This is a genomic window from Listeria sp. ILCC796, assembly GCF_900186175.1.
Classification (GTDB): domain Bacteria; phylum Bacillota; class Bacilli; order Lactobacillales; family Listeriaceae; genus Listeria; species Listeria goaensis.
Genome location: NZ_FYBV01000002.1, coordinates 210,820 through 231,417, shown reverse-complemented (window position 1 = coordinate 231,417; position 20,598 = coordinate 210,820). Strand labels below are relative to the sequence as shown.

Annotated in this window: 18 protein-coding genes and 1 tRNA gene; 16 read left to right on the top strand and 3 right to left on the bottom strand. The window is 41.0% G+C overall.

All coding sequences use genetic code 11. From position 1 onward, the window contains the following. Window positions 1–2: 2 nt before the first annotated feature. Window positions 3–1,532 carry an alkyl hydroperoxide reductase subunit F gene (gene ahpF, locus CFS04_RS03795; protein ID WP_088809284.1) on the top strand — a complete coding sequence of 510 codons (1,530 nt, stop codon included), beginning with the start codon at window positions 3–5 and terminating at the stop codon, window positions 1,530–1,532. Between the two features lie 788 nt (window positions 1,533–2,320). Here the strand turns inward: ahpF and CFS04_RS03785 are convergent. Further along, a tRNA-Ser gene (locus CFS04_RS03785) sits at window positions 2,321–2,411 on the bottom strand. A gap of 148 nt (window positions 2,412–2,559) precedes the next feature. Here CFS04_RS03785 and CFS04_RS03780 point away from each other — a divergent pair. The 5 genes from CFS04_RS03780 (at window position 2,560) to CFS04_RS03760 (ending at window position 11,403) form a co-directional block, all read left to right on the top strand. Next, window positions 2,560–3,474, top strand: coding sequence for an aldo/keto reductase family oxidoreductase (locus tag CFS04_RS03780; protein ID WP_088809282.1), 915 nt, complete (start codon window positions 2,560–2,562; stop codon window positions 3,472–3,474). 57 nt (window positions 3,475–3,531) lie between these two features. Next, window positions 3,532–4,332, top strand: a complete 801-nt coding sequence (locus CFS04_RS03775) for a hypothetical protein (protein ID WP_088809281.1) — start codon at window positions 3,532–3,534, stop codon at window positions 4,330–4,332. A 163-nt stretch (window positions 4,333–4,495) separates the two neighbouring features. Continuing rightward, window positions 4,496–6,436, top strand: coding sequence for a heavy metal translocating P-type ATPase (locus tag CFS04_RS03770; protein WP_088809280.1), 1,941 nt, complete (start codon window positions 4,496–4,498; stop codon window positions 6,434–6,436). Window positions 6,437–6,521: 85 nt separating this feature from the next. Then, window positions 6,522–6,740, top strand: a complete 219-nt coding sequence (locus CFS04_RS03765; protein WP_088809279.1) for a lipopolysaccharide assembly protein LapA domain-containing protein — start codon at window positions 6,522–6,524, stop codon at window positions 6,738–6,740. Between the two features lie 115 nt (window positions 6,741–6,855). After that, window positions 6,856–11,403, top strand: a complete 4,548-nt coding sequence (locus CFS04_RS03760) for an LPXTG cell wall anchor domain-containing protein (protein ID WP_159457879.1) — start codon at window positions 6,856–6,858, stop codon at window positions 11,401–11,403. A gap of 80 nt (window positions 11,404–11,483) precedes the next feature. On the opposite strand, the gene CFS04_RS03755 is transcribed toward CFS04_RS03760, so the two are convergent. Continuing rightward, window positions 11,484–11,714, bottom strand: coding sequence for a DUF3955 domain-containing protein (locus CFS04_RS03755; RefSeq protein WP_088809277.1), 231 nt, complete (start codon window positions 11,712–11,714; stop codon window positions 11,484–11,486). A gap of 133 nt (window positions 11,715–11,847) precedes the next feature. Here CFS04_RS03755 and CFS04_RS03750 point away from each other — a divergent pair, with 133 nt between their 5' ends. From CFS04_RS03750 to CFS04_RS03735, 4 genes are all read left to right on the top strand, one after another. Next, a complete protein-coding gene (locus CFS04_RS03750; RefSeq protein ID WP_088809276.1) occupies window positions 11,848–12,636 on the top strand; it encodes an aminoglycoside 6-adenylyltransferase in 789 nt (262 codons plus the stop codon). Window positions 12,637–12,685: 49 nt separating this feature from the next. Further along, complete coding sequence (locus CFS04_RS03745; protein ID WP_088809275.1) at window positions 12,686–13,420, top strand: FAD synthetase family protein; 735 nt, start codon at window positions 12,686–12,688, stop codon at window positions 13,418–13,420. A 143-nt stretch (window positions 13,421–13,563) separates the two neighbouring features. After that, window positions 13,564–14,040, top strand: a complete 477-nt coding sequence (locus CFS04_RS03740) for a DUF6530 family protein (RefSeq protein WP_369821459.1) — start codon at window positions 13,564–13,566, stop codon at window positions 14,038–14,040. An 11-nt stretch (window positions 14,041–14,051) separates the two neighbouring features. Then, window positions 14,052–14,402, top strand: a complete 351-nt coding sequence (locus CFS04_RS03735; RefSeq protein ID WP_088809273.1) for a GIY-YIG nuclease family protein — start codon at window positions 14,052–14,054, stop codon at window positions 14,400–14,402. Between the two features lie 22 nt (window positions 14,403–14,424). Here the strand turns inward: CFS04_RS03735 and CFS04_RS03730 are convergent, their stop codons facing one another. Beyond that, complete coding sequence (locus tag CFS04_RS03730; RefSeq protein ID WP_088809272.1) at window positions 14,425–16,149, bottom strand: MucBP domain-containing protein; 1,725 nt, start codon at window positions 16,147–16,149, stop codon at window positions 14,425–14,427. A 198-nt stretch (window positions 16,150–16,347) separates the two neighbouring features. On the opposite strand from CFS04_RS03730, the gene CFS04_RS03725 reads away from it, so the two are divergent. The 6 genes from CFS04_RS03725 to CFS04_RS03700 all read left to right on the top strand — a co-directional run bounded on the left by CFS04_RS03725 (window position 16,348) and on the right by CFS04_RS03700 (window position 20,265). Beyond that, window positions 16,348–16,788: an N-acetyltransferase gene (locus tag CFS04_RS03725; RefSeq protein WP_088809271.1), complete on the top strand. Its 441-nt coding sequence runs from the start codon at window positions 16,348–16,350 to the stop codon at window positions 16,786–16,788. Window positions 16,789–16,799: 11 nt separating this feature from the next. Next, entirely contained in the window at window positions 16,800–17,147 is a 348-nt protein-coding gene (locus CFS04_RS03720; RefSeq protein WP_088809270.1) for an iron-sulfur cluster biosynthesis family protein, read from the top strand. A gap of 80 nt (window positions 17,148–17,227) precedes the next feature. Beyond that, window positions 17,228–18,079, top strand: coding sequence for a VOC family protein (locus CFS04_RS03715; protein ID WP_088809269.1), 852 nt, complete (start codon window positions 17,228–17,230; stop codon window positions 18,077–18,079). Next, window positions 18,079–19,038: a ring-cleaving dioxygenase gene (locus tag CFS04_RS03710; RefSeq protein WP_088809268.1), complete on the top strand. Its 960-nt coding sequence runs from the start codon at window positions 18,079–18,081 to the stop codon at window positions 19,036–19,038. Before CFS04_RS03715 ends, CFS04_RS03710 begins: the two co-directional genes overlap by 1 nt. A 4-nt stretch (window positions 19,039–19,042) precedes the next feature. After that, window positions 19,043–19,654: an alpha/beta hydrolase gene (locus tag CFS04_RS03705; RefSeq protein WP_088809267.1), complete on the top strand. Its 612-nt coding sequence runs from the start codon at window positions 19,043–19,045 to the stop codon at window positions 19,652–19,654. Beyond that, a complete protein-coding gene (locus CFS04_RS03700) occupies window positions 19,651–20,265 on the top strand; it encodes a flavin reductase family protein (RefSeq protein ID WP_088809266.1) in 615 nt (204 codons plus the stop codon). Before CFS04_RS03705 ends, CFS04_RS03700 begins: the two co-directional genes overlap by 4 nt. Window positions 20,266–20,598: the final 333 nt, after the last annotated feature.

Below are 20,598 nucleotides of genomic sequence, written 5' to 3'. Positions count from 1 at the left end.
AGATGCCTTTAGAAAAAGAAATCAAAGAGCAGCTAGCGGGTTATCTGGAATTACTTGAGCAAGATATTGTCTTAAAGTTAAGTGTCGCAGCAGATGAAAACTCCGAGAAGCTGGCAGAATTTGTAACAGAAATTGCCGAGATGTCGCCTAAAATTCACATGGAAAAAGCGAGCCTTGCGAAAACGCCTAGCTTTAGCGTCGAACGCGTTAATGAAGATATGGGCATTGTTTTTGCAGGCATTCCACTCGGGCACGAATTCACTTCATTCGTTTTAGCGATATTACAAGTGAGCGGCCGGGCACCGAAAGTGGACGAGAAAATCATTCGGCAAATCAAAAAAATTAGTGGAACGTTCCACTTCGAATCTTACGTTAGCCTAACATGTCACAACTGCCCGGACGTCGTTCAGGCACTCAACATCATGAGCATTTTAAACCCAAATATTAGCCATACGATGGTTGAAGGTGGTATGTTTAAAGCGGAAGTCGAAGCGAAAAACATTATGGCTGTTCCGACAGTTTTTGCGAACGGTGAGCCATTTGGAAATGGCCGCATGACAATCGAACAAATCGTAACTAAAATTGCTGGTGCAGCTGACGCGTCGGAGTTTGAAACAAAAGAACCGTTTGATGTCCTCGTCATTGGTGGCGGGCCGGCTGGCGCTAGCGCGGCGATTTACGCGGCTAGAAAAGGTATTCGAACGGGTATCGTAGCTGAAACTTTTGGTGGCCAAGTTTTAGAGACTTTAGGCATCGAAAATGTGATTGGAACGAAATATACGGAAGGTCCGAAGCTGATGGCGCTAGTGGAGGAGCATGTGAACGAGTATGATGTTGACGTGATGAAATCCGTTCGCGTAGCAAGCCTTTCGAAAAATGAACAAGTGGAAGTAACGCTTGAAAATGGCGCCGTATTGACGAGTAAAACCGCAATTATTTCAACGGGTGCTAGATGGCGTAATATCGGCGTTCCTGGCGAACAAGAGTTTAAAAACAAAGGTGTTGCGTATTGTCCGCACTGCGATGGCCCTCTTTTTGAAGGAAAAAAAGTCGTCGTTGTGGGCGGCGGTAATTCTGGAATTGAAGCCGCGATTGATCTCGCAGGAATCGTCAAACATGTGACGGTGCTCGAATTTATGCCAGAATTAAAAGCAGACCAAGTGTTACAAAAACGCCTATACTCTTTACCAAATGTAACGGTGCTGAAAAACGTTCAAACGAAAGAAATTACGGGTGACAGCAAAGTAAATGGCGTAACATACGTGGACCGCGAAACAAATGAAGAAACGCATATTGATGTGGAAGGTGTCTTCATTTTAATAGGTCTGGCACCAAACACAGAATGGCTAGAAGGCACTGTGGAGCGCACGAAAATGGGCGAAATTATAGTAGATAAACACGGCGCGACAAATGTGCCAGGCGTGTTTGCTGCTGGGGATTGTACGGATAGTGCTTATAAACAAATTATCATTTCGATGGGATCAGGTGCAACTGCTGCGCTGGGCGCGTTTGATTATATGATTCGGAATTAAAAACTTAGCAGGCATTTTAGTGCCTGCTAAGTTTTTTCTATTACCAATTATTAGGCGCATTTTTGATTAAACTAATGATATATTGTTCGGTAAGTTTTCTCTGTTGATTGGTTAATAGCCAATTTATTGCTGGTCACGAAAACAGTAAAAAAGTAATATAGAGTGTTCCTAACATCTCTAAAGGAGATTTAAAGTACGCTGTTATAAAACTTCCAATAAGTCCTAGAAGAAATGAAGCTAAAATAGGTATGAAAACAGGGATGGGTGCTTTGTTTTTTGCTTCAAAATAACTTAAGAGCAAGTGTCTTTCTTCAGGAGATAAATTTAAAATACTACTTTTGATTTTTTTGAGTTTACGATATGTATTCTTTTTTTATATGAATTGTTACTGTCAATTTCGAAGGCTTGAATTTCAAATCCAATTCTTCTATTCATGCCTTTTTTTAAATATTCATAGGAATTTTTATAGGTTGGGGCAAGCATTAATCCAAGCATCAATAGCGTGACTAGAACTAAATATGTCCAGTTAGTTATTTCTATGAAAACTAAAAAAAAACTTCGAGATAATAATGCTTTTGAAACAAAAGTGATGATAAGATATAAGATAGTGAGTATTAGTGTTAACACCATGGAATAACGTCGTTTACGATAAAATTTTATAACGATATTTATAATTTTGTCCAAGTTGATTTTCTCTCCCATATATGTGTATTTTATAAAATTGAGTAGGATTCTGCTTATTTTATTTAAAACAAAAAGCCTTGAAAAATCAAGGCTTTTTGTGCGAACGGAGAAACGGGGATTCGAACCCCGGCGCGAGTTAGACCCGCCTAACAGATTTCGAGTCTGTCCCCTTCAGCCGGACTTGGGTATTTCTCCACGACAAAAGTTATTGTATAATAAAACAGCTTAAAAAGCAACAGCCACTTGTTTAAAATAGGGGATTTGGCGAGTTTTTTAATTAAAAGATGATATCGTTTTCATGAAATGGTAAAATGAAAGTATCTTAATTAAAGAGGTGGAAATAGTGGAACAGTTAAAACTTGGTGGCAAACTTGCTGCGCCTAGCATTGCAATTGGCTGTATGCGTATGGCTGATTTATCGGTTGAAAAAGCAGAGAAAGTGATTCAGACTTCTCTTGAAAATGGTTTGAATTTTTTTGATCACGCGGATATTTATGGCGGTGGGAAATCGGAAGAAATTTTTGCAGAAGCGATTCAAAAGGCTTCTGTACCGCGCGAAAAACTTATTTTGCAATCGAAATGTGGGATTCGAAATGGCTTCTTTGATTTTTCGAAGGAACATATTATAAACTCAGTTGAGGGGATTTTAAAACGGTTGCGTACGGAGTATTTGGATGTCCTGTTACTACATCGTCCGGATACGCTTGTTCAACCAGAAGAAGTAGCGGAAGCTTTCTTTGAACTTGAAAAGAGTGGGAAAGTGCGTCATTTTGGTGTGAGTAATCAGAATCCGCTTCAAATTGAGCTTTTGAAGAAATCTGTGGAGCAGGATTTGCTTGTGAATCAGCTGCAGTTTAGCATTATGCACACAGGCATGATTGATGCAGGGCTAAATGTGAATATGACGGTTGATGCTGGAGTTGTGCGCGATAGCGGGATTTTGGATTACAGCCGTTTAAATGATATGACAATTCAGGCCTGGTCGCCGTTCCAATACGGCTTTTTTGAAGGTGTGTTTTTGGATAACCCGAAATTTCCGGAATTAAATCAAGCAGTCAATCAATTGGCGGAGAAATATCAAGTTTCGAACTCAGCAATTGCGGTGGCTTGGATATTACGCCATCCGGCTAAAATTCAAACGGTGCTTGGAACGATGAACCCGGAACGTATTGCAGGAATTCGCAAAGGCGCTGACATTGAGTTGACGCGTGAAGAATGGTATGAAATTTACCGTGCAGCTGGAAATGTGTTGCCGTAAAGAAAACTGGAAAGGCGTAGAAGATTTTTTCTATGCCTTTTTTTAAAGGGGAATGGTATGAAATTTGAATTATGGAATGAACATACATTTTATTCGCGAGTGAACGAAGCAAAAATTTATGCGGCGATGGCTGACTTAGAAAGCGGCTATTGCCGAGTGCTGGTGCTAGAATCCACGCCTAGTTTAGCGGGGAGCTCCTATATTCAAGCGATGAAGGAAAAAGATAGTTATACGGTTGAAATCCGTTTTGAGAACGGTGATGAGTCGTTCAAACAGTTACAAAGAAAAATGGTGGATGTTGAAGAACTTACCAATCTTTTTCAAGCCTATGCAAATGGAATTCCGCCAAACATCGAGGGGTGGAAAGACATCACGGAACTTGTTGCTTGGTATTTTGATGATGCCGAAACAGGTGTCACGCGCGAAACCTCGCACCCTTATTTTCGACAAGCTTTCCTAGCCGATATTTATTACGACATTAGTCAAGAGGAGGCCCCCTTTGGAAACGATACAGGTGCTGATACGCTCGCTTTTTTAGAAGAACTAATTGAAGCGGATGAGCTGGAAGATTTAGATGCTTACCCGAAAGAGTTAATCGAAGAGAACTGGGAAATGCACTTTTTTCCTGCAAGTGAAAACCTTTCGGAGGAAATAAAGCAAACGTATAAAACAGAAATCTATCAATCCTACCAAGTCATCATCGCAACTGGTTTTTCCTCGATTAAAATCACTGGCGAAATTTCTGAAGAGCTCAAACAGGAAACCGTGCTTGCGCTTCAAAAGTTAGCGGATATGACAAATAAATCCATTTATGAACAACAGGCAACAGCGATGGAAAAGTTTTCGCTAAATTCGTGAATTTATTGCCAGTTCCATTGAATTACCTTGCTAAATTTAGTATAATAAAGGTGAAAAAATAATATAAATTTAATGTAAATCTGTTTCTCACGCTAGTGGGAGCAGATTTTCGTGTTTTTTAGGGGAACGAAAATGATTCTCAAATAGAAAGGATGGGGAGAACATGCAAAAAATAAGAGAAAATGTTGCTTTTATTGCAACCGCTGTGAGTGGGATACTCATACTAATCGGCTGGCAACTGGAAGGCAAAATTTCGGAAATGGGCATTGCGATTATTTTTATAACGGCCTTCATTATCGGTGGTTTCGAGCAAGCGAAATCGGGTATTTTGGATACCATCAAAACGCATAAGTTGAACGTTGAACTACTGATGGTCCTTGCCGCAACAGGTGCATCCATTATCGGATACTGGCTGGAAGGGGCCGTCTTGATTTTCATTTTCTCACTAAGCGGGGCGCTTGAAACTTACACGACAAACAAAAGCAAGCGCGAGCTCACAAAATTGATGGCTTTAAAGCCTAAAACCGCTTTTTTGCAAGGGGAAAAAGGAGAGTTAACAGAAGTGCCCGTCGGTGACCTAGCTATTGGCAATCTCATTTTAGTTCGCCCGGGTGAGCGCGTTCCAATTGATGGCGTGATTTGTGGCGGTGAAACGACCGTGGACGAATCCGCGATAAACGGCGAATCGATGCCGAAAGAAAAATCAAATGGCGCTGACGTATTTGGCGGGACCGTCAATTTGACTGGCGCCGTTACGGTTTCTGTCAGCAAAACGGAAGGGGAAACGCTGTTTAGCCAAATCATTCAAATGGTGCAAGACGCTGAAAATCAGCCCTCTGAAACAGCGGCTTTCATCGAGCGCTTCGAGGACAAATATGTCAAAGCCGTGCTCGTTTTAGTCGGCATCATGTTGTTCTTGCCGCATTTCGCACTCGGTTGGACGTGGAATGAAACCTTTTATCGCGCCATGGTTCTCCTAACCGTCGCCTCGCCGTGCGCACTCGTCGCCTCCGTCACACCCGCGACACTCGCCGCAATTTCAAACGGGGCAAGACATGGGATTTTGTTTAAAGGGGGCGTTCACCTTGAGCATTTAAAGCGCGTTCGTGCAGTGGCTTTTGACAAGACAGGCACCTTAACGCGTGGCACACCCAGCCTTACCGATTTTATTTTAGAAACGGAAGACCAAGATGAGCTACTAAATGTCGTCTATACGCTCGAGAAAAATTCCACCCACCCGCTAGCAAGAGCGATTTCAGATGCACTAGGACGCCGCGGCGCCACCTACTTGCAAGGTTTAGTAACCGAAGACGTCCCCGGATTTGGTGTTCAGGCTGCTTACGCAGGTCACAACTGGAAAGTCGGCAAAGCCCGTTTTATAGGCGCAGAAAACACGGCCAAGTATGTAGATGAATACGCCGAAAATTTAGCCAAAGAAGGGAAAACAATCGTTTATGTGGCAAAAGACAATTTAGTGGTTGCGGTGCTCGCATTACGAGACGAGGCCCGCAGAGAAGCCGTCCGGGCGATTTCAGCACTAAAAAGCGATGGCATACAAACGGTGATGGTGACAGGAGATAATGAGGAAACCGGCCTTGCTATTGGAAGAGAAATTGGCATTGATTATGTTATTGCAGGTTGTTTGCCGGAAAATAAAGTGGCTGTGATGAACGATTTAAAAGCTACTTACGGCAGCGTTTGTATGGTCGGCGATGGCATCAATGACGCGCCCGCACTTGCGCATGCGACAGTCGGTGTTGCGATGGGAGAGGGCACCGATATTGCGATGGAAGCCGCAGATATTGTTTTAATGAAAAATGATTTAGAAAAACTGGCTTATGCCAGAAAGCTTTCCGTGCGGCTTTCCCGCATCGTGAAACAAAATATTTTCTTTTCAATTGCAGTTATTATTTCGCTTGTCATTTTAAACGTATTCCAGTCGATCAACTTGCCTTTTGGCGTCATCGGGCATGAAGGAAGTACGATTTTAGTCATTTTAAATGGCTTGCGGTTACTACTAAACAATCGCAAATCCAGACAGCGAACGCATTCACAAACTGGTGAAGACTTCCAACCTAAAATTTACGTGCACACAACACCTTAAAAAAGCTAATTTGAAAAAAAGAACGTTTCTTGCATAGAGAAACGGGAAAAGAAGGGGAGAATAAATTAAAAAAGGGGGCAGCATCATGGAAGACGATTCCAAAAAAATATCGATAAGGCTAATTGTTATATGTATTATCATTGCACTTGTAGTTTTATTTATGATTCTAAACAGAGAAAGTGTAACAATCAACTTATTATTCGGCAAAATGACGATTCCAATTTTCATGGTCATCGCTATTTCTGCAATTTTAGGCTGGCTTGTTGGTTTTCTAGTACCTAAAGTTAGAAAGAAAGACAAGTAAAGGTTAGTTTTTTAAAATCCGTTCGTTATGAGCGGATTTTTGTTTGACTATTTAAAGTCGGGGGAATATCCAAATAGATTTTATGTTTAAGAAGCGTATTCAGGGGGGGATTCGTTTGAAAAAAGCATTCTATTTGTTGTTCAGTTTTTTACTTATCACGCAAATGTTTTTGCCGTATATCGTAAATGCTGATTCAAAAGAAGAGGGTGTCAATTTAGTTAGCTTAAATCAGACAGCAGGAGCTACAGATCAAAATAATTATTTTACATTTAAAGTAACAGCACATGCTAAAAATAGTGATACACAATTAAAAGGGGAAACAATTTCCGTTTCTGAAAAATTTTCGTTACAAGAAGTAAATAAAGGAACGATTTTAGATTCAAATAATCAAGCTGTTGGAACTTATGAAATTAAAGATAATCAATTGCTTTTTGATATACCGGCTGAATTTGAAGCAGATATTACATTTGATGTTGCAGCAACTTACCTTGGAAATGGCACTACGGCTGACAAAGACCGCATCGATTTTTCTTCAAGTTTGAATCATTTAAGCAAGGAAGTCACCCTTTATCAAGAACCTGCTAAATCAAACGAAATTGAAAGTGAACTGGAAACGCCGAGCGTAACGGACGACTCTAAAACGTTGCCAGAAAATGGACAAACGAGCACTTCGGGGGAAAAGCCTGAGCAAAGAGCAGTTGCTGCAGATGAACCACAAGATGTAAAAGACATTTTTGCGAGTTTAGGCTATTCAGAGGCAGATTCAACCATACTGACAGGAATGGAATTAACCTATTTTGATGCAGATGGAAATCCTATTGCTGAACCAACCGTGAACGATTATGTTCATTTTAAATTCACGTGGGCGATACCGAATGATGTTGGGGCAGAAATTAATGCAGGGGATTATTATACGTTTCAATTACCTGATACAGTAAAAGTATCGCAAAATCAAACTATACCGCTTGATCCGTATGCCGATGTCGAAGTGAGTACGGATAATACGATAAAGTTTGTTTTTACAGATGCAGTTCATGAAAATTCCAACGTCCATGGGACTTTGGAATTCGACACACAGCTGAACCCAGCAGATATTGATGGTCCGGGAGAAATCACGATTAAGATACCTTTTGAAGATAACATTCCACCTGTTGATATCAATGTTAAACCAGCTGTAGACAGTACCATTGAAAAAAGTGGTCACTTTGATAAAGAACTAAATCCAGATTATATTTATTGGCAAGTGGATATTAATAAAGCGCTTGATACGATTGATCAAGCTGTTGTGAATGAGAATTTTCCACCGGGCACAACGTATCAATCTGTAAAAGTCTATAAAGTAGAAGTAGATTTATACGGGGAAATATATCCGGGGAGTGCAGAGCTTGTGACTTCGGGATATACAGTAGATGCTGCGGGTAACGTAACGTTTACAACGCCAATTAGTGATGCTTACCGCTTAGAATATACAACAAAAATTGATGAGGATGCGAAACCTGAAAATGGTGGGAATAAGACATTTGAAAATACGGCTATTCTAGATGCAGATGGGACAGAACTCCCAGCTAAAGCGTCTGTTGCGAGCTCATACGGTGTTCTTTTGACTAAACAAGCGAGCAACTATAACCCAGATACGCAAACATCAGAATGGACTGTCAAATATAATTACGGTGAAAAGACAATTGCGCAAGAAGATGCGACACTTCACGATGAGTTTGGAGATAGTCGCATGAAACTTGTAGATGGTTCTGTAGAACTTTATGTAATCACATTTAATCCAGACGGATCGGAAGTTCAGGGTAGGCAACTAATCGAAGGCGTCGACTATAGAATCGAAAATACAAGCAATGGCTTTGATATTGTCTTTTTACATGATATTGATTATGCAGTAAAAATGAAGTATCAGACACAATTAACGGGGATTATTGATGACAATGTAACGATTAATAATTCAATTAATACGGATACAGGAGATACAAGTAACTCGTCTGGTGGTATTGTGCAACAAAACGTCATTAAGACGCTTGGGACAGTCGATTATGATGCAAAAGAGGTTTCGTGGCAAATCGACATTAATAAAAATCATTATATGATGAAAAATTGGCAAATGACTGATGACCTCAGTCCGGGTTTGACTTTGCTACCTGAAACATTCGTCATGACAGATATGGTAACAGGTGCCACACTTGTTGAAAATCAGGATTATTCCTTAGTATATGACGAACCCAATCTTCAATTTACTGTCCAGTTTTTAAATACGTATGCGGCTGGAACTGATCATGACTTCCGTATCACCTACAAAACAACATTTAATACGAGTGTCGACGGGGTGGATGACCCAAATCGGATTTTCCCTAACAATGCCACTACTTCTTGGACAGATGAATCTGATGATACGCATTCGAGCAGTGACGGAGCGACGTTTGACCCGAATGATTCTGCGAAATATGATGGATTTAAAAACGGGAGCTACAATGCGACGACTTCTCGAATTACTTGGTCAATCGGCATTAATTATGACTCGAAAGAACTAAAAGATGCTGTACTCGTGGACCCAATTTTAGGAAATCAGCAATTTGTGCCAGACTCCGTTAAAATTTATCATTATACGGTAAATCCAGATGGCAGTGTTGAAAAAGGAGATGAAGTCGATAACTACGGTGATTTCACCATTATTGAACCTTCTGAAGTTAATAATCAAACGCTTACGGTTCGATTTCCAAATGAGGAATCTGCAGCGTACATTGTCGAATTTAAAACATCATTAAATGGTGAAGTAATTGAGCCCACTTATGATAATGACGCTACATTCACAAATGGCGATGCCGCGCCGCATCACTTAACTGCTGAGGTTTCTATCCAAAATGGTGGAGATTTTGTAAATAAAACTGGTTATCAGGACGAAAATGGTTTCGCGCATTGGTCCATTACTGTGAATCCGAGTGGTTCGACGTTAAATGATGTTGTGGTGACAGACCATCCGTCGAAGAACCAAGCGATAGACAAGAATTCGATTGTTGTGTACCGAACGATTGTGAAACCTGATGGTACGATTGTTAAAAATCCGTACTTACCTCTAGTAGAAGGAACGGATTACTCGGTTTCTTTAACAACGGACTCAGCAACTGGGGAGCAGGAATTGAAGATTGAGTTTCTACACCAAATTAAATCACCGTACATTATTGAATATCGCTCATTTGTATTCATAAGCAATGCGCCAGAACAAAAACTGACAAATGACGTCACGGTGAACGGGAATAATGATGTGACGATTAACGACGGTGCAGATGATACGGTTGATGTTGTGGTAATAAATGGCTCGGGGACTGCTGTTGGCGAGACAGGTGGCATTCGTTTCCAAAAAGTTAACGGTGAGGGAGAGCAACTGACAGGAGCGAAATTCAGGCTTTGGACTAAAGATAAAATGATTATCCTTAGAGAAGGAACAGTAGATGCGAATGGCGAGTTAGCTTTCGGTAACCTTCCATATGGCGACTACATTCTACAAGAAATTGAAGCACCTGTTGGCTATACAATTAGCGATGAACTTGCAAATGGAAAAGTTGTAACCATTGATGCGGAAACAACGTCAGGTACCGCGCCAATTGAAATTGTCAACAATCCAAATAAAGTTATTCTTCAAAAGGAGAACGCCTCAGGTGAGCCTTTAGTGGGTGCAACATTTAAATTGGAGCAAAATATTGCGGGTTCATGGAATGCGATTCAAACGGACGAGGAATTGAAAACAGATTTAAATGGTCAACTTGAAATTGATGGGCTTTTACCGGGAGATTATCGGTTGACTGAAACTTTTGCGCCGCCCGGCTATATATTAAATACGGACCCCATCTTGTTTACAGTTTCTGAAACGGCAGAAGGTCAAATACCAGACATTACACTAGGGCCGTTTACAAATTATACAGGCAGCATTGAAGCTGTGAAGCAAAGTGAGTCTGGACAAATTTTACCCGGAGCTATTTTCGAAGTTAGAGATTCTGAGCAAAATCTGGTGAAACGGGTTGTTTCTGATCGTAATGGGCATATTTCAGTGGATAATCTTGCACCTGGTGAGTACAGTTTGATTGAAATTCGTGCACCTCGTGGGTACATCAAGAATACGACTCCGGTCATGTTTACGATTCCAGATGAATTTTCTGGTGATCCGGGCGTGATGCAGTTAGATGCGTTAGTGAATTATCGAGGCAGTGTCGAGCTTCTGAAAAAGAGCGATTCAGGTGATTCATTGCCAGGTGCCGTCTTTAATTTATATAAAGCGGACGGAACTCTTGTGCAAAGCAATTTGGTGGCAAATAGAAGTGGGAGAATTCAGGTTTCAAACCTTTCGCCGGGAAGTTACTACTTTGTAGAAACAAAGGCGCCAAATGGATATAAATTAAATGCATCAAAAATACAATTTGAGATTGTTGCTGAAGCTGCAGGTAAGCCGAAACGTATTGAATTAACAGCAATAAACCAAGCAAATGAAAATCCAAATGTAACGCCAACGAATCATACGAACGGCGGCAATTCTAACCATTTAGACTTCTCAAAACTTCCTGAAACTGGGGATTCAAGTAATACCGAGTGGTGGTTGATTCTAGGTTTGCTGCTCGTCAGTTCGGCAGGAATCGTTGTGATTAGAGAATATCGGAAGGATAATTAGTCAATACATGAAATCACCCCACCAAACACTACCTCAAGTTAACGAGATGGTGCTTGGTGGGATGATTTTTGAATGGCATATTAATTGGCATTTTTATTCGAACGTTTTTTCACAAGTTTTACAATCCAATAAACAATAATAAGGAAAATTCCTAGGTAGATACTAAATAGTCCCGTAGCCACATATGCTAAGCCGGGTTCATGAACAATCCCGTCAGCGCCAACTGTAACACCAGCAATCATTGATACAACAAAAGAAATAAAACCTAAAACAATAAAAGCAGGACCACTATATTTAAATACTGTATTCATTTTCTTTCCATCCTTTCGAAATATAAGTTTTATGTGATAAATTAGAAGTAGAACTTCTATGTTTTTATTATAACGGATAGTTTTAGAAAAAGCAACATAAATTTATCGAAAAACAATAAAAAAGAGGTGCGAAATGATAAAACGAGAAGAAACCTTACAAAAAATAGTCACGTATTTCCAAACGGAAGAAAGCGTCAAAATGCTTGTTCAGGAAGGTTCTTTCGCAAAAAAAGAGTACATTGATGAATGGTCAGATTTAGATATAAATGTTTGGTTTGAAGGAAAGCATGATTTTTCAAAAAATCTCACTTGGCTTGAAAAAATAGGACGTCCGCTCGTAACTGTGCCGCTTGATTTTCCTGCTCAAGAAGGTATGCGCTCACTCATTGTTATTTTTGATAATGGCGTAAAAGTTGATTTTTCATTTTGGCCGCTCCGCCTACTTGAATCCCCGTTTCCGTATTACAAGAAATATTTAGTTTTGCTTGATAAAAAAGAATTAGGCGGAAAACTTATTTCGTTTTTACAGCAAGATGAACAAGAGCGGCTTGATGAGAAGGGATTTCAGGCGCTGGTTGATGAATTTTACTTGGAGATGCATTATGTGGCGAAGTTTTCAAAGCGAGGGGATTTCTGGTTTGTTGGGCAACTTAAAGCTGGCATTCGCGAAAATTATTTTCTGCCACTCTTAGAGGAGATCGCCTATTTGTATGGTAAGAAGCCGCATTTCCTTGGTCGGCGCATGGCCGACTGGCTACCATCAGTGTGGCTAAACAAAATTCAGCTTTTATTCCAAAAAAATGACTTGGAAGAAGTGTTTGATTTATTTTCAGAACTAGCGCAGGAAATTTGTGTGAAACGTGGTTTTTCTCTTGATGAAAAACGTCTGACAGAGCTTAAAAAAGTGATTGTAAGCGTATAATTTGTGCTTTTTGAGCGCGGCGTATACAGTAAGAGTGGGAGTGAAGTTTATGGAGATTTATCATGTAAAAATGGGGCCAGTGCCCGATAAGCGAAAAGCAGTTTTGTCCATTGGGAAATTTGACGGAATTCATCTCGGGCATCAGAAAATTTTGGAAGCAGCACATCAAGTCAAGCAGGCAGGCGAACAGCTTTCCGTTATAAGTTTTAGCCCGCACCCGCTCTGGGCTTTAAAAAAATTGCCCGAATACCGGGAAGCGATTACGCCACGGACAGAAAAGGAGCGTTGGCTTGCGCATTACGGTGTAGACGTGCTATTTGAAACGGATTTTACACCAAAATATGCAGAAACAACACCTGAAGTTTTTGTGTCTGAACATTTGACCACGCTTCATTTATCCCATATTATTGTCGGTGAAGAATTCAACTTCGGGAAAGGTCGCGCCTCCGATGTGGATCTTTTAACGGAGCTTTGTAAGCCTTTTAATATTCGTGTGACTGCTGTTTCTGTGAAAAAGTATGGAAAAAATAAAGTGAGTTCGACGGATATCCGTGCTATGATTCGGCGTGCAGAATTTCGGGAAGCTGAAAAATGGTTAGGCCACCCGTGGTACGTGTCCGGTGAAGTCCAAGATGGCATCATGACGGGGCTAGACGATTATTGTCTTCCTACCGCAGCCAGCTATAAAACGAACCACGGCCCCGTCCAAATGACCAAAAACCACCAAATAAAAGTGGATTTACCAGATGGCGCGCACACGCTCCGTTTTATAGCCCCGTTCTAATGAAAAGTCTATTTGATATAGGCTTTTTTTAATACGCCAAATCAGACGAGTGGTGAGACTTTAATGACGAAATTTGCCAATGCTTTACTTTTTACTTATTTAGTAATATACTAATTTAGTAAATTAGTAAAAGGAGAATGAAAATGATTCCTGTAAATTTAAAACATAAGCCGGTATTTGTTGTACCAAATTATGAAGATGTCGATGGAAAATTAGCCTATCATTCAGATGCGAAAGGACTTTCGCTTGGCCTAGCACAGTGGAACGACCGCGGGAAAGTAGATATTTCCGCTAAAATCTGGCGCCACACAGGCGGCAAATGGTCACGCCAATCGGAAGAAATGCCACTACACCGCGTGCTTGATTTGGCCATTTTAATTGCGCGTACAAAAGTTCATTTTAATGATGCTTACCAATTTGAGCATTTTTATGATAAAGAAAAACCTGAATTAGATCGCATAGGTTTACAAGGCGATGCGATGACGGTTCAAGTTTGCGAAGAAAATCCATACATTGATGAAGACATAGATTTATTTCAGCAAGTTTTACACGATAATGACGAACTTTTAAGTGAGCGTCTGCGAATTTTAAGCAAGCTGCTGAAAGAATCAGGTTACTAGGAGGTTAAAAGATGGGACAAAATCGCGAGGACCGGAAAGCAAAAATCCGTGCGTATAAAGAAACGCCGCCTGACGCTGGTGTTTACCGTTTTTTAAACAAAGAAACAGGCGTATTTTTAATTGGAAAAACGATGAATCTAAAAGGCGCAGCTTCCAAGCTTGAATTTGGTTTAAAGCTAGGAGAGGGAAGCATGTTACCGCGTTATATGGCTGACGAGGCACGAAAATCAGGTGTGGAAAATATCACGTTTGAAGTGCTCGAACGCGTAGATGTGAAACCTGAAATGACACGTGAAGATATTCAAGAAGAATGTGACGTGTTATTTGAAATTTGGGAAGAAAAATGCGAAAAGGACCGCTAGCAATTGTTAGCGGTCCTTTTCGTTATTTTGTCACTTTTTTCTTTTTTAGTAAAAGTAAACCTGCGATGATGGCAGCGAACGCAACCCAAATGCTCACTGAGCTGTCGCCTGTTTGTGGCAGTTTCGTTGTCTTCGTAGTGCTTGAAGTGTTCTCAGGTTTTGCCTGGTCCACGTTGACTAACACAGCCGAATCCGCCTTTGAATACACATAAATGACTTCCTGTGCTTGAGCTGAAAAAGTTCCATTAGCCGCTCCTTCTGTTTTCACAAACGTATAGCCCGGAATTTCTTTTTTTGAAAAAGCAAAACTCGCGCCTAGTTCGCCCGTAAGTACAACATCATCTGCAATTTTATTGCCACTTTCATCTTGATATTTTGCCGCTACTGGCTTCGCCACATTTTGAAGTTCATTTTGCAAACTTGCCGTAAGCGAATTAACTTCGGAAACAGTGTACTTTTTATCGCCTAGCAACGTAGCAAGTTTATCACGTGCCGCTTTTAGAGCGGGTAAATCATTATTTTGTAAAAGTACCTCTGCTTTGTCTAAAGCAGCTGTTGCCGCCGTTAAATCGATGGCCATAAGTTCTTTTTCCAAGATTGGATCATATGTTGGATTTACAGCTTCAGCATAGGTTGCGCCTAGAATAGCCACGTTAACATCATATAAGTTTTTCGCGTTTTGAATATTTTTTTCGATGGCCTGAATCTCTTCAGAGCTTAAGCTTTTCGCGTATTTAATCCGATTCAAGTGATGAAGAGCGAAACTTTTTGCGCTATCTAGAGAGTAACCGTTTACCTCTAAAATCGCCGTTTTAGTCCATAAAAGATTGGATGGGGAAATACTGTTGATGTCTGGCTCGTCATAGGTTTTACCGTCCCTATCAAAAGCATAGAGGAACATACCAGCTAAATTATTTTCTCGAGAATATTTCGCAACTTGATAAATGTTAGACTGTTCATATGGAAGCGTTGCGTCATACCAACGATTAACAGGATCTTGTTCTTCGGGGAAAGTCAGGCCAGGTAAAAATTTATTTTTTGAAATGAAAGGAGAGTAAGCATCCGAAGCGAATGCTGTACGTTCTGCATTGCTACCGTATTGTTGATAGGCAAGTAAATCAAAACTATCGCTTACATTTTGGAAAGGTTTCGTATTTTGACCATTTGTATCATAGAGGAAGAGGGTTCCGTTGTTTGCCTTTGGACCAATATATTTCGAAAGCGCATTAATGACGCCATCTGAAATGCGGACTTCAGCATCGGTTGGAGAAGTTTCCATATCAATGTCAAGACCATCAAGTCCCCAAGGTAACATAAGTTCGTCTAGTAAGGCTTTTGCGTAGTCATCAAATTCTTTTTCAGTTGGAAAAGCGCCAGCATAAGGGATTTCGAGTAATTTTGTATAGTCGAAACCGCGAATCAATTTGACGCCTCGCGCATGAAGCTCCGGCTCATACTCTTCTTTTAATTTTTTAAAAAAAGGTTCGGCCAGTTCTTCTTGACCGGGAGGCACATAACTGAACACATTCACAATATTAATCCCGTACGGAATGTCGCTCATAGATAGCCAGTTTTCATCCGGTAGGCTAGTGTTGACGCCTTTCATCTCTTTATCTCGCCAAGCTCGGTAGTAAATCATAAAGTTTTTGCTTTCTGCTGCTTCGGCATGTTTTACGGGAGGGATTACGGGAATCAAACTAATACAAAGTAACATGACTAAACCAATAATAAAGCTTTTCTTCTTCATGTAAACACCCCTTTTTTTATTGTCAAAAACGAAAAGTAAGCGCTTCCAAATGAAATTTTATCATAAATATATCATTTTTATATGTAAAAATTAAAGTATTTCAAGTAATAATCATAGAGATTAAGCAGGCAACATTGAAAGATAAAACATTTTGTTATAATGAAGCTAACGATAAACATTTTAACCTGAGGTGATGGAATGAAAAAAGTAGAAGAAAGAGATATTATTCGGATTTTGCCACTTTTCCAAAATGAAGCTGATAATTACTTGGCGACGAACAAACGAATCATTGAAAAAGCGGATATTTTTGCATGGTTTAAAACACCCGACCAAATCCCATATGTCGCTTATGAAGGCGATGCCCCGACGGCATACGGTGAAATTTGGGTGGACGATGAGGAAGGCGACTTGGAACTCGCGCATCTCATCACATCACAAGAATTTAGAGGACAAGGATACGGGAAAAAACTAGTCGAAGAATTACTTGAAGAAGCAAAGACGTTTCCCTATGACGACATTTTTATTCGCGTCCTGCCAGAAAACGCACGCGCCATTAAGCTTTACAAAAGTTTCGGTTTTGAAGAAATCAAGCCATTTGATGCCCGTTACGTCTGGATGAAACGAAAAAATTTACGTTAGAAGGTGTTAATATGTACCTTTCCATCAGTCAAATGATTCAAGAAAAAATTGCAGAACTGCGGCAAGCGAATGAACGGCTCGTATTGAATTTAAATGACGGCGCTGGAAAATACTCGGATTATGATGCATCTTGCGCGCTGGATCTTTACTTCGATTTAATTGTTGTGGCACAAAATGAGGATTTAAAAGAGTATAGTAGCGTACTGTCATCTACACTCGGTTCAGTTTACATGAAACCGTATTCGCTTGCTTATTTAGATGAGCAAAACAGTTTAACAACCGCATCTATGGGCATTTTCGCTTTAGTTGGCGAAACAAGCGGCGTCATTTGCCAAAATGTAAAATTGAAGAGAGGGTAATCTGCTTATTTTTTGTAAGCAAGTTGCTTTACATTTTTATTGTTTAGTTATAAACTGTTGTTATAGAAAGGAGGCGCGACATGACTAGAAAGATTCATCACATTTCCGCGTTTATTAAAAATTTTGAGGTGTCCCATCATTTTTATCAAGATATTTTAGGTTATCGGTTTGTAAAAAATACAGTCAATCAGGCGAATATTCAAATGCGACACTTATTTTATGGCGACCAGAGAGGGAATCCGGGTACGCTGTTAACATTTTTTGAAATCCCGCGAATAGGGCACACGTACAATGAAAAAGCTTTTTTTGGCCTCATTACACTTGCCATTCCTAAAAATAGCGTAAGCTTTTGGCAAAAACGGTTAGCTGGTTTTGAGGTGGAAACATCATTGCAAGGAGGAAAACTGTATTTTACTGACCCTGATGGACTTGCATTTGCGCTTTCCGAAATTTCAGAGGAAATCAGTGAACAAAATGCGACGGCGCACACTGATATTCCAGCAGACAAGCAAATTATTCGCATTTTAGATGTCGTTTATCATATACCGGAGCCAGAAAAAACGAAAAAATTTCTCGCTGGTTTTGGCGTAAGCGAAGTAGCAACGGAACAAACTTTTTCTTTAGAGAAAACGAGGTTTGGCCGTGGCACAATTGATCACGTCGCTTACGAAGCAGCAAATAATGAAGAACTTGAAACCCTCTACAAGTTTGCAAAAGCAAATGAAATCGAGGTGGAAGAATATATTGACAGAGGCTATTTTATGAGCCTTTACGTCCGCGACCCATTCGGTTTAAGGATTGAATTTGCTGGCGTAAAGCCCGGATTCACATTGGATGAACCGGTAGAAGAACTCGGCACGCATTTTAGTTTGCCACCATTTTTAGAGGAAAAAAGAGCAGAAATTGAAACTTATTTTGGAGGGGAAAAATAATGATAAAAGATTTAAAAGGAATCCACCACGTAACAGCGATGACAAGTAGCGCCGAAAAGAACTATGAATTTTTCACAAACGTACTCGGCATGCGTTTAGTTAAGAAGACGGTCAATCAAGACGACATAGAGACGTACCATATGTTTTATGCGGACGATGCGGGAAATGCTGGGACTGATATGACCTTTTTCGATTTTCCGAATTTGCCAAAAGGCAGACCGGGGACGGATAGCATTTCAAAAACAAGCTTCCGCGTACCAAGTGATGCGGCGCTTGAATATTATAAGGACCGTTTCCAAAAATTAGACGTGCCGCATGAAGACATTAAAACATTATTTGGGAAAAAAGTGCTTGCGTTTCAAGACTTTGACGGGCAAGCCTTACAGTTAATTTCTGACGAACAAAATGAAGGAGTCGCGCCTGGCGTGCCGTGGAAGAACGGCCCAGTTCCCGAAAAATATGCGATTTACGGTTTAGGCCCAGTGTTCCTTACGGTTCCTTCGCTTGAAAATATGGATGCGGTATTGAAAGCGATTTTTGGCTTCCGTTTTGTTACCGAGGAAAATGGTTTGCACTTGTACGAAGTGGGTGAAGGCGGGAACGGCGCGCAAATTATTGTTGAAGAAAGAACGGACATTCCTAGTGCGATGCAAGGTTTCGGGGGTATTCATCATGTGGCTTTCCGCGTTGACAATCATGAGGAGCTCATGAAATGGATTGAGCGAATAAACAGTTTCCAAGCGCCGAATAGTGGTTTTGTGAACCGTTTCTATTTTGAATCGCTTTATGTGCCAGTGAGCCGCCAAATTCTCTTTGAATTTGCAACGGACGGTCCCGGCTTCACGAGCGATGAGCCCTACGAAACACTTGGTGAAAAGTTAAGCTTACCACCGTTTTTAGAAGGCAAACGGGCAGAAATCGAAGCACAAGTACGGCCAATCGATACAAAAAGGAGCTGAGCAAATGGAACACATTTTCATTCCCGGCGATAAAACGAAGAAGCCGCTACTTTTGCTGCACGGCACAGGCGGCGACGAACATTCTTTAGTGGAACTGGCAAGCCTTATTGCGAAGGGCGCACCAATTTTAGCATTACGCGGTGAAGTTTCAGAACACGGCGCAAATCGATTTTTCAAACGCTACAGCGACGGCAGCTTAGATTTAGCGGACCTCGCCGTACAGACAAAAAAATTGCTGCAAACAACACGCGAACTGGCGACAACGTATGATTTGGACTTCAGCGAACTTGTTGCGATTGGCTATTCAAATGGGGCAAATATTGCGGCGAATGCGATTTTGCAGGAAGTAGACGGATTTCAAAACGCGATTTTATTTCACGCGATGCCAGCCGGAAATGCGCCGAAAAGTTTTTCCTTGGAAACGCGTCGCATTTTCCTAACGGCCGGTGTGAATGACCCACTTGTAAGCTTCGCTGCGTCTAAAAACTTGGTGGACCTGTTCCAAGCTCGCGCGGCACAAATTGAAACCGTTTGGACGGAAGCAGGACACAATTTGACGGCAGACGAAGTGCAGGCGGCAAAATTGTGGTATGAAAAATTGGGTGCGGAAGCATGAAGTTCTTGGCAGACGAGCTTTCCGAAAAAGAGAATTACAAGTTTTTAAGTGGTGCGATTATTCCGCGGCCGATTGCTTTTGCTTTGACGGTTTCTCCTGATGGTATCGTGAATGCGGCACCGTTTAGTTTTTTCAATGTTGTTTCGAGTGATCCGGCGATTGTGTCGATTGCGGTTCAGCGGCGGAACGGCGAAATGAAGGACACGGCGCGAAACGCGATTCAATCTGGCGAGCTCATGATTCATATTGTCAGCGAAGATTTTGTGCGTGATGTGAATGAAACGGCGGCGAACCTTCCGCCTGACGAGAGCGAGCTTGCGCGTACGAATTTACATCTTTCGTATGACGGGAATTTTGCGGTGCCGAAAATTGAGGAAGCCAAAATTAAACTGGCAGCGGCGGTCTGGCAAGTGCTCCAGATTCAAAATGATGCTCGTGAAATTACGGCTGACTTAATTTTAGCGCGCATTCTCGAATATGACATGGATGAGTCAGTTTTAAATGTGGAAAAAGGGTATTTACTTGCGGACGAAATCAAGCCCGTGTCGCGTTTAGCGGGCAGTGATTATGCGAAACTAGGCGAGCGTTTTAAGTTAAATCGCCCTAAATAAAAGTGATCAGCCTGATGGCAAACGGCAATTTTCGTTATTAAAATCGAATTTGCCAAGTTTGTTAGCAGGCTGATTTTTTTGGGCTTGAAGTTTCTTAGTATGCATGTTATGATGGCGGTATCTAAAAGGCTAGGAGGCTCAGCGAATTATGATTTGGATTAGACTTCGTTCCGGAAACGGTTCTTGCAACTAATTAAATAGTGCGGAGACTTGCGTTTATTTGGCGCGGGTAACGGGATTTGTCTATTCACAATTTGCGTGGCTTTAGTTTGATACGGAAATTTTTTTGAAGAGGCGAAGTATGTGCTTCTTTTTTTGTACGCTTTTTTAGGC

Bases quoted from the DNA above. Each gene is read 5' to 3' on its own strand.
- CFS04_RS03705 (WP_088809267.1), top strand. From the start codon at position 19,043: ATGGAACACATTTTCATTCCCGGCGATAAAACGAAGAAGCCGCTACTT.
- CFS04_RS03750 (WP_088809276.1), top strand. From the start codon at position 11,848: ATGATAAAACGAGAAGAAACCTTACAAAAAATAGTCACGTATTTCCAA.
- CFS04_RS03700 (WP_088809266.1), top strand. From the start codon at position 19,651: ATGAAGTTCTTGGCAGACGAGCTTTCCGAAAAAGAGAATTACAAGTTT.
- CFS04_RS03775 (WP_088809281.1), top strand. From the start codon at position 3,532: ATGAAATTTGAATTATGGAATGAACATACATTTTATTCGCGAGTGAAC.
- CFS04_RS03755 (WP_088809277.1), bottom strand. From the start codon at position 11,714: ATGAATACAGTATTTAAATATAGTGGTCCTGCTTTTATTGTTTTAGGT.
- ahpF (WP_088809284.1), top strand. From the start codon at position 3: ATGCCTTTAGAAAAAGAAATCAAAGAGCAGCTAGCGGGTTATCTGGAA.
- CFS04_RS03730 (WP_088809272.1), bottom strand. From the start codon at position 16,149: ATGAAGAAGAAAAGCTTTATTATTGGTTTAGTCATGTTACTTTGTATT.
- CFS04_RS03715 (WP_088809269.1), top strand. From the start codon at position 17,228: ATGACTAGAAAGATTCATCACATTTCCGCGTTTATTAAAAATTTTGAG.
- CFS04_RS03740 (WP_369821459.1), top strand. From the start codon at position 13,564: ATGATTCCTGTAAATTTAAAACATAAGCCGGTATTTGTTGTACCAAAT.
- CFS04_RS03720 (WP_088809270.1), top strand. From the start codon at position 16,800: ATGTACCTTTCCATCAGTCAAATGATTCAAGAAAAAATTGCAGAACTG.
- CFS04_RS03725 (WP_088809271.1), top strand. From the start codon at position 16,348: ATGAAAAAAGTAGAAGAAAGAGATATTATTCGGATTTTGCCACTTTTC.
- CFS04_RS03765 (WP_088809279.1), top strand. From the start codon at position 6,522: ATGGAAGACGATTCCAAAAAAATATCGATAAGGCTAATTGTTATATGT.
- CFS04_RS03735 (WP_088809273.1), top strand. From the start codon at position 14,052: ATGGGACAAAATCGCGAGGACCGGAAAGCAAAAATCCGTGCGTATAAA.
- CFS04_RS03745 (WP_088809275.1), top strand. From the start codon at position 12,686: ATGGAGATTTATCATGTAAAAATGGGGCCAGTGCCCGATAAGCGAAAA.
- CFS04_RS03770 (WP_088809280.1), top strand. From the start codon at position 4,496: ATGCAAAAAATAAGAGAAAATGTTGCTTTTATTGCAACCGCTGTGAGT.
- CFS04_RS03710 (WP_088809268.1), top strand. From the start codon at position 18,079: ATGATAAAAGATTTAAAAGGAATCCACCACGTAACAGCGATGACAAGT.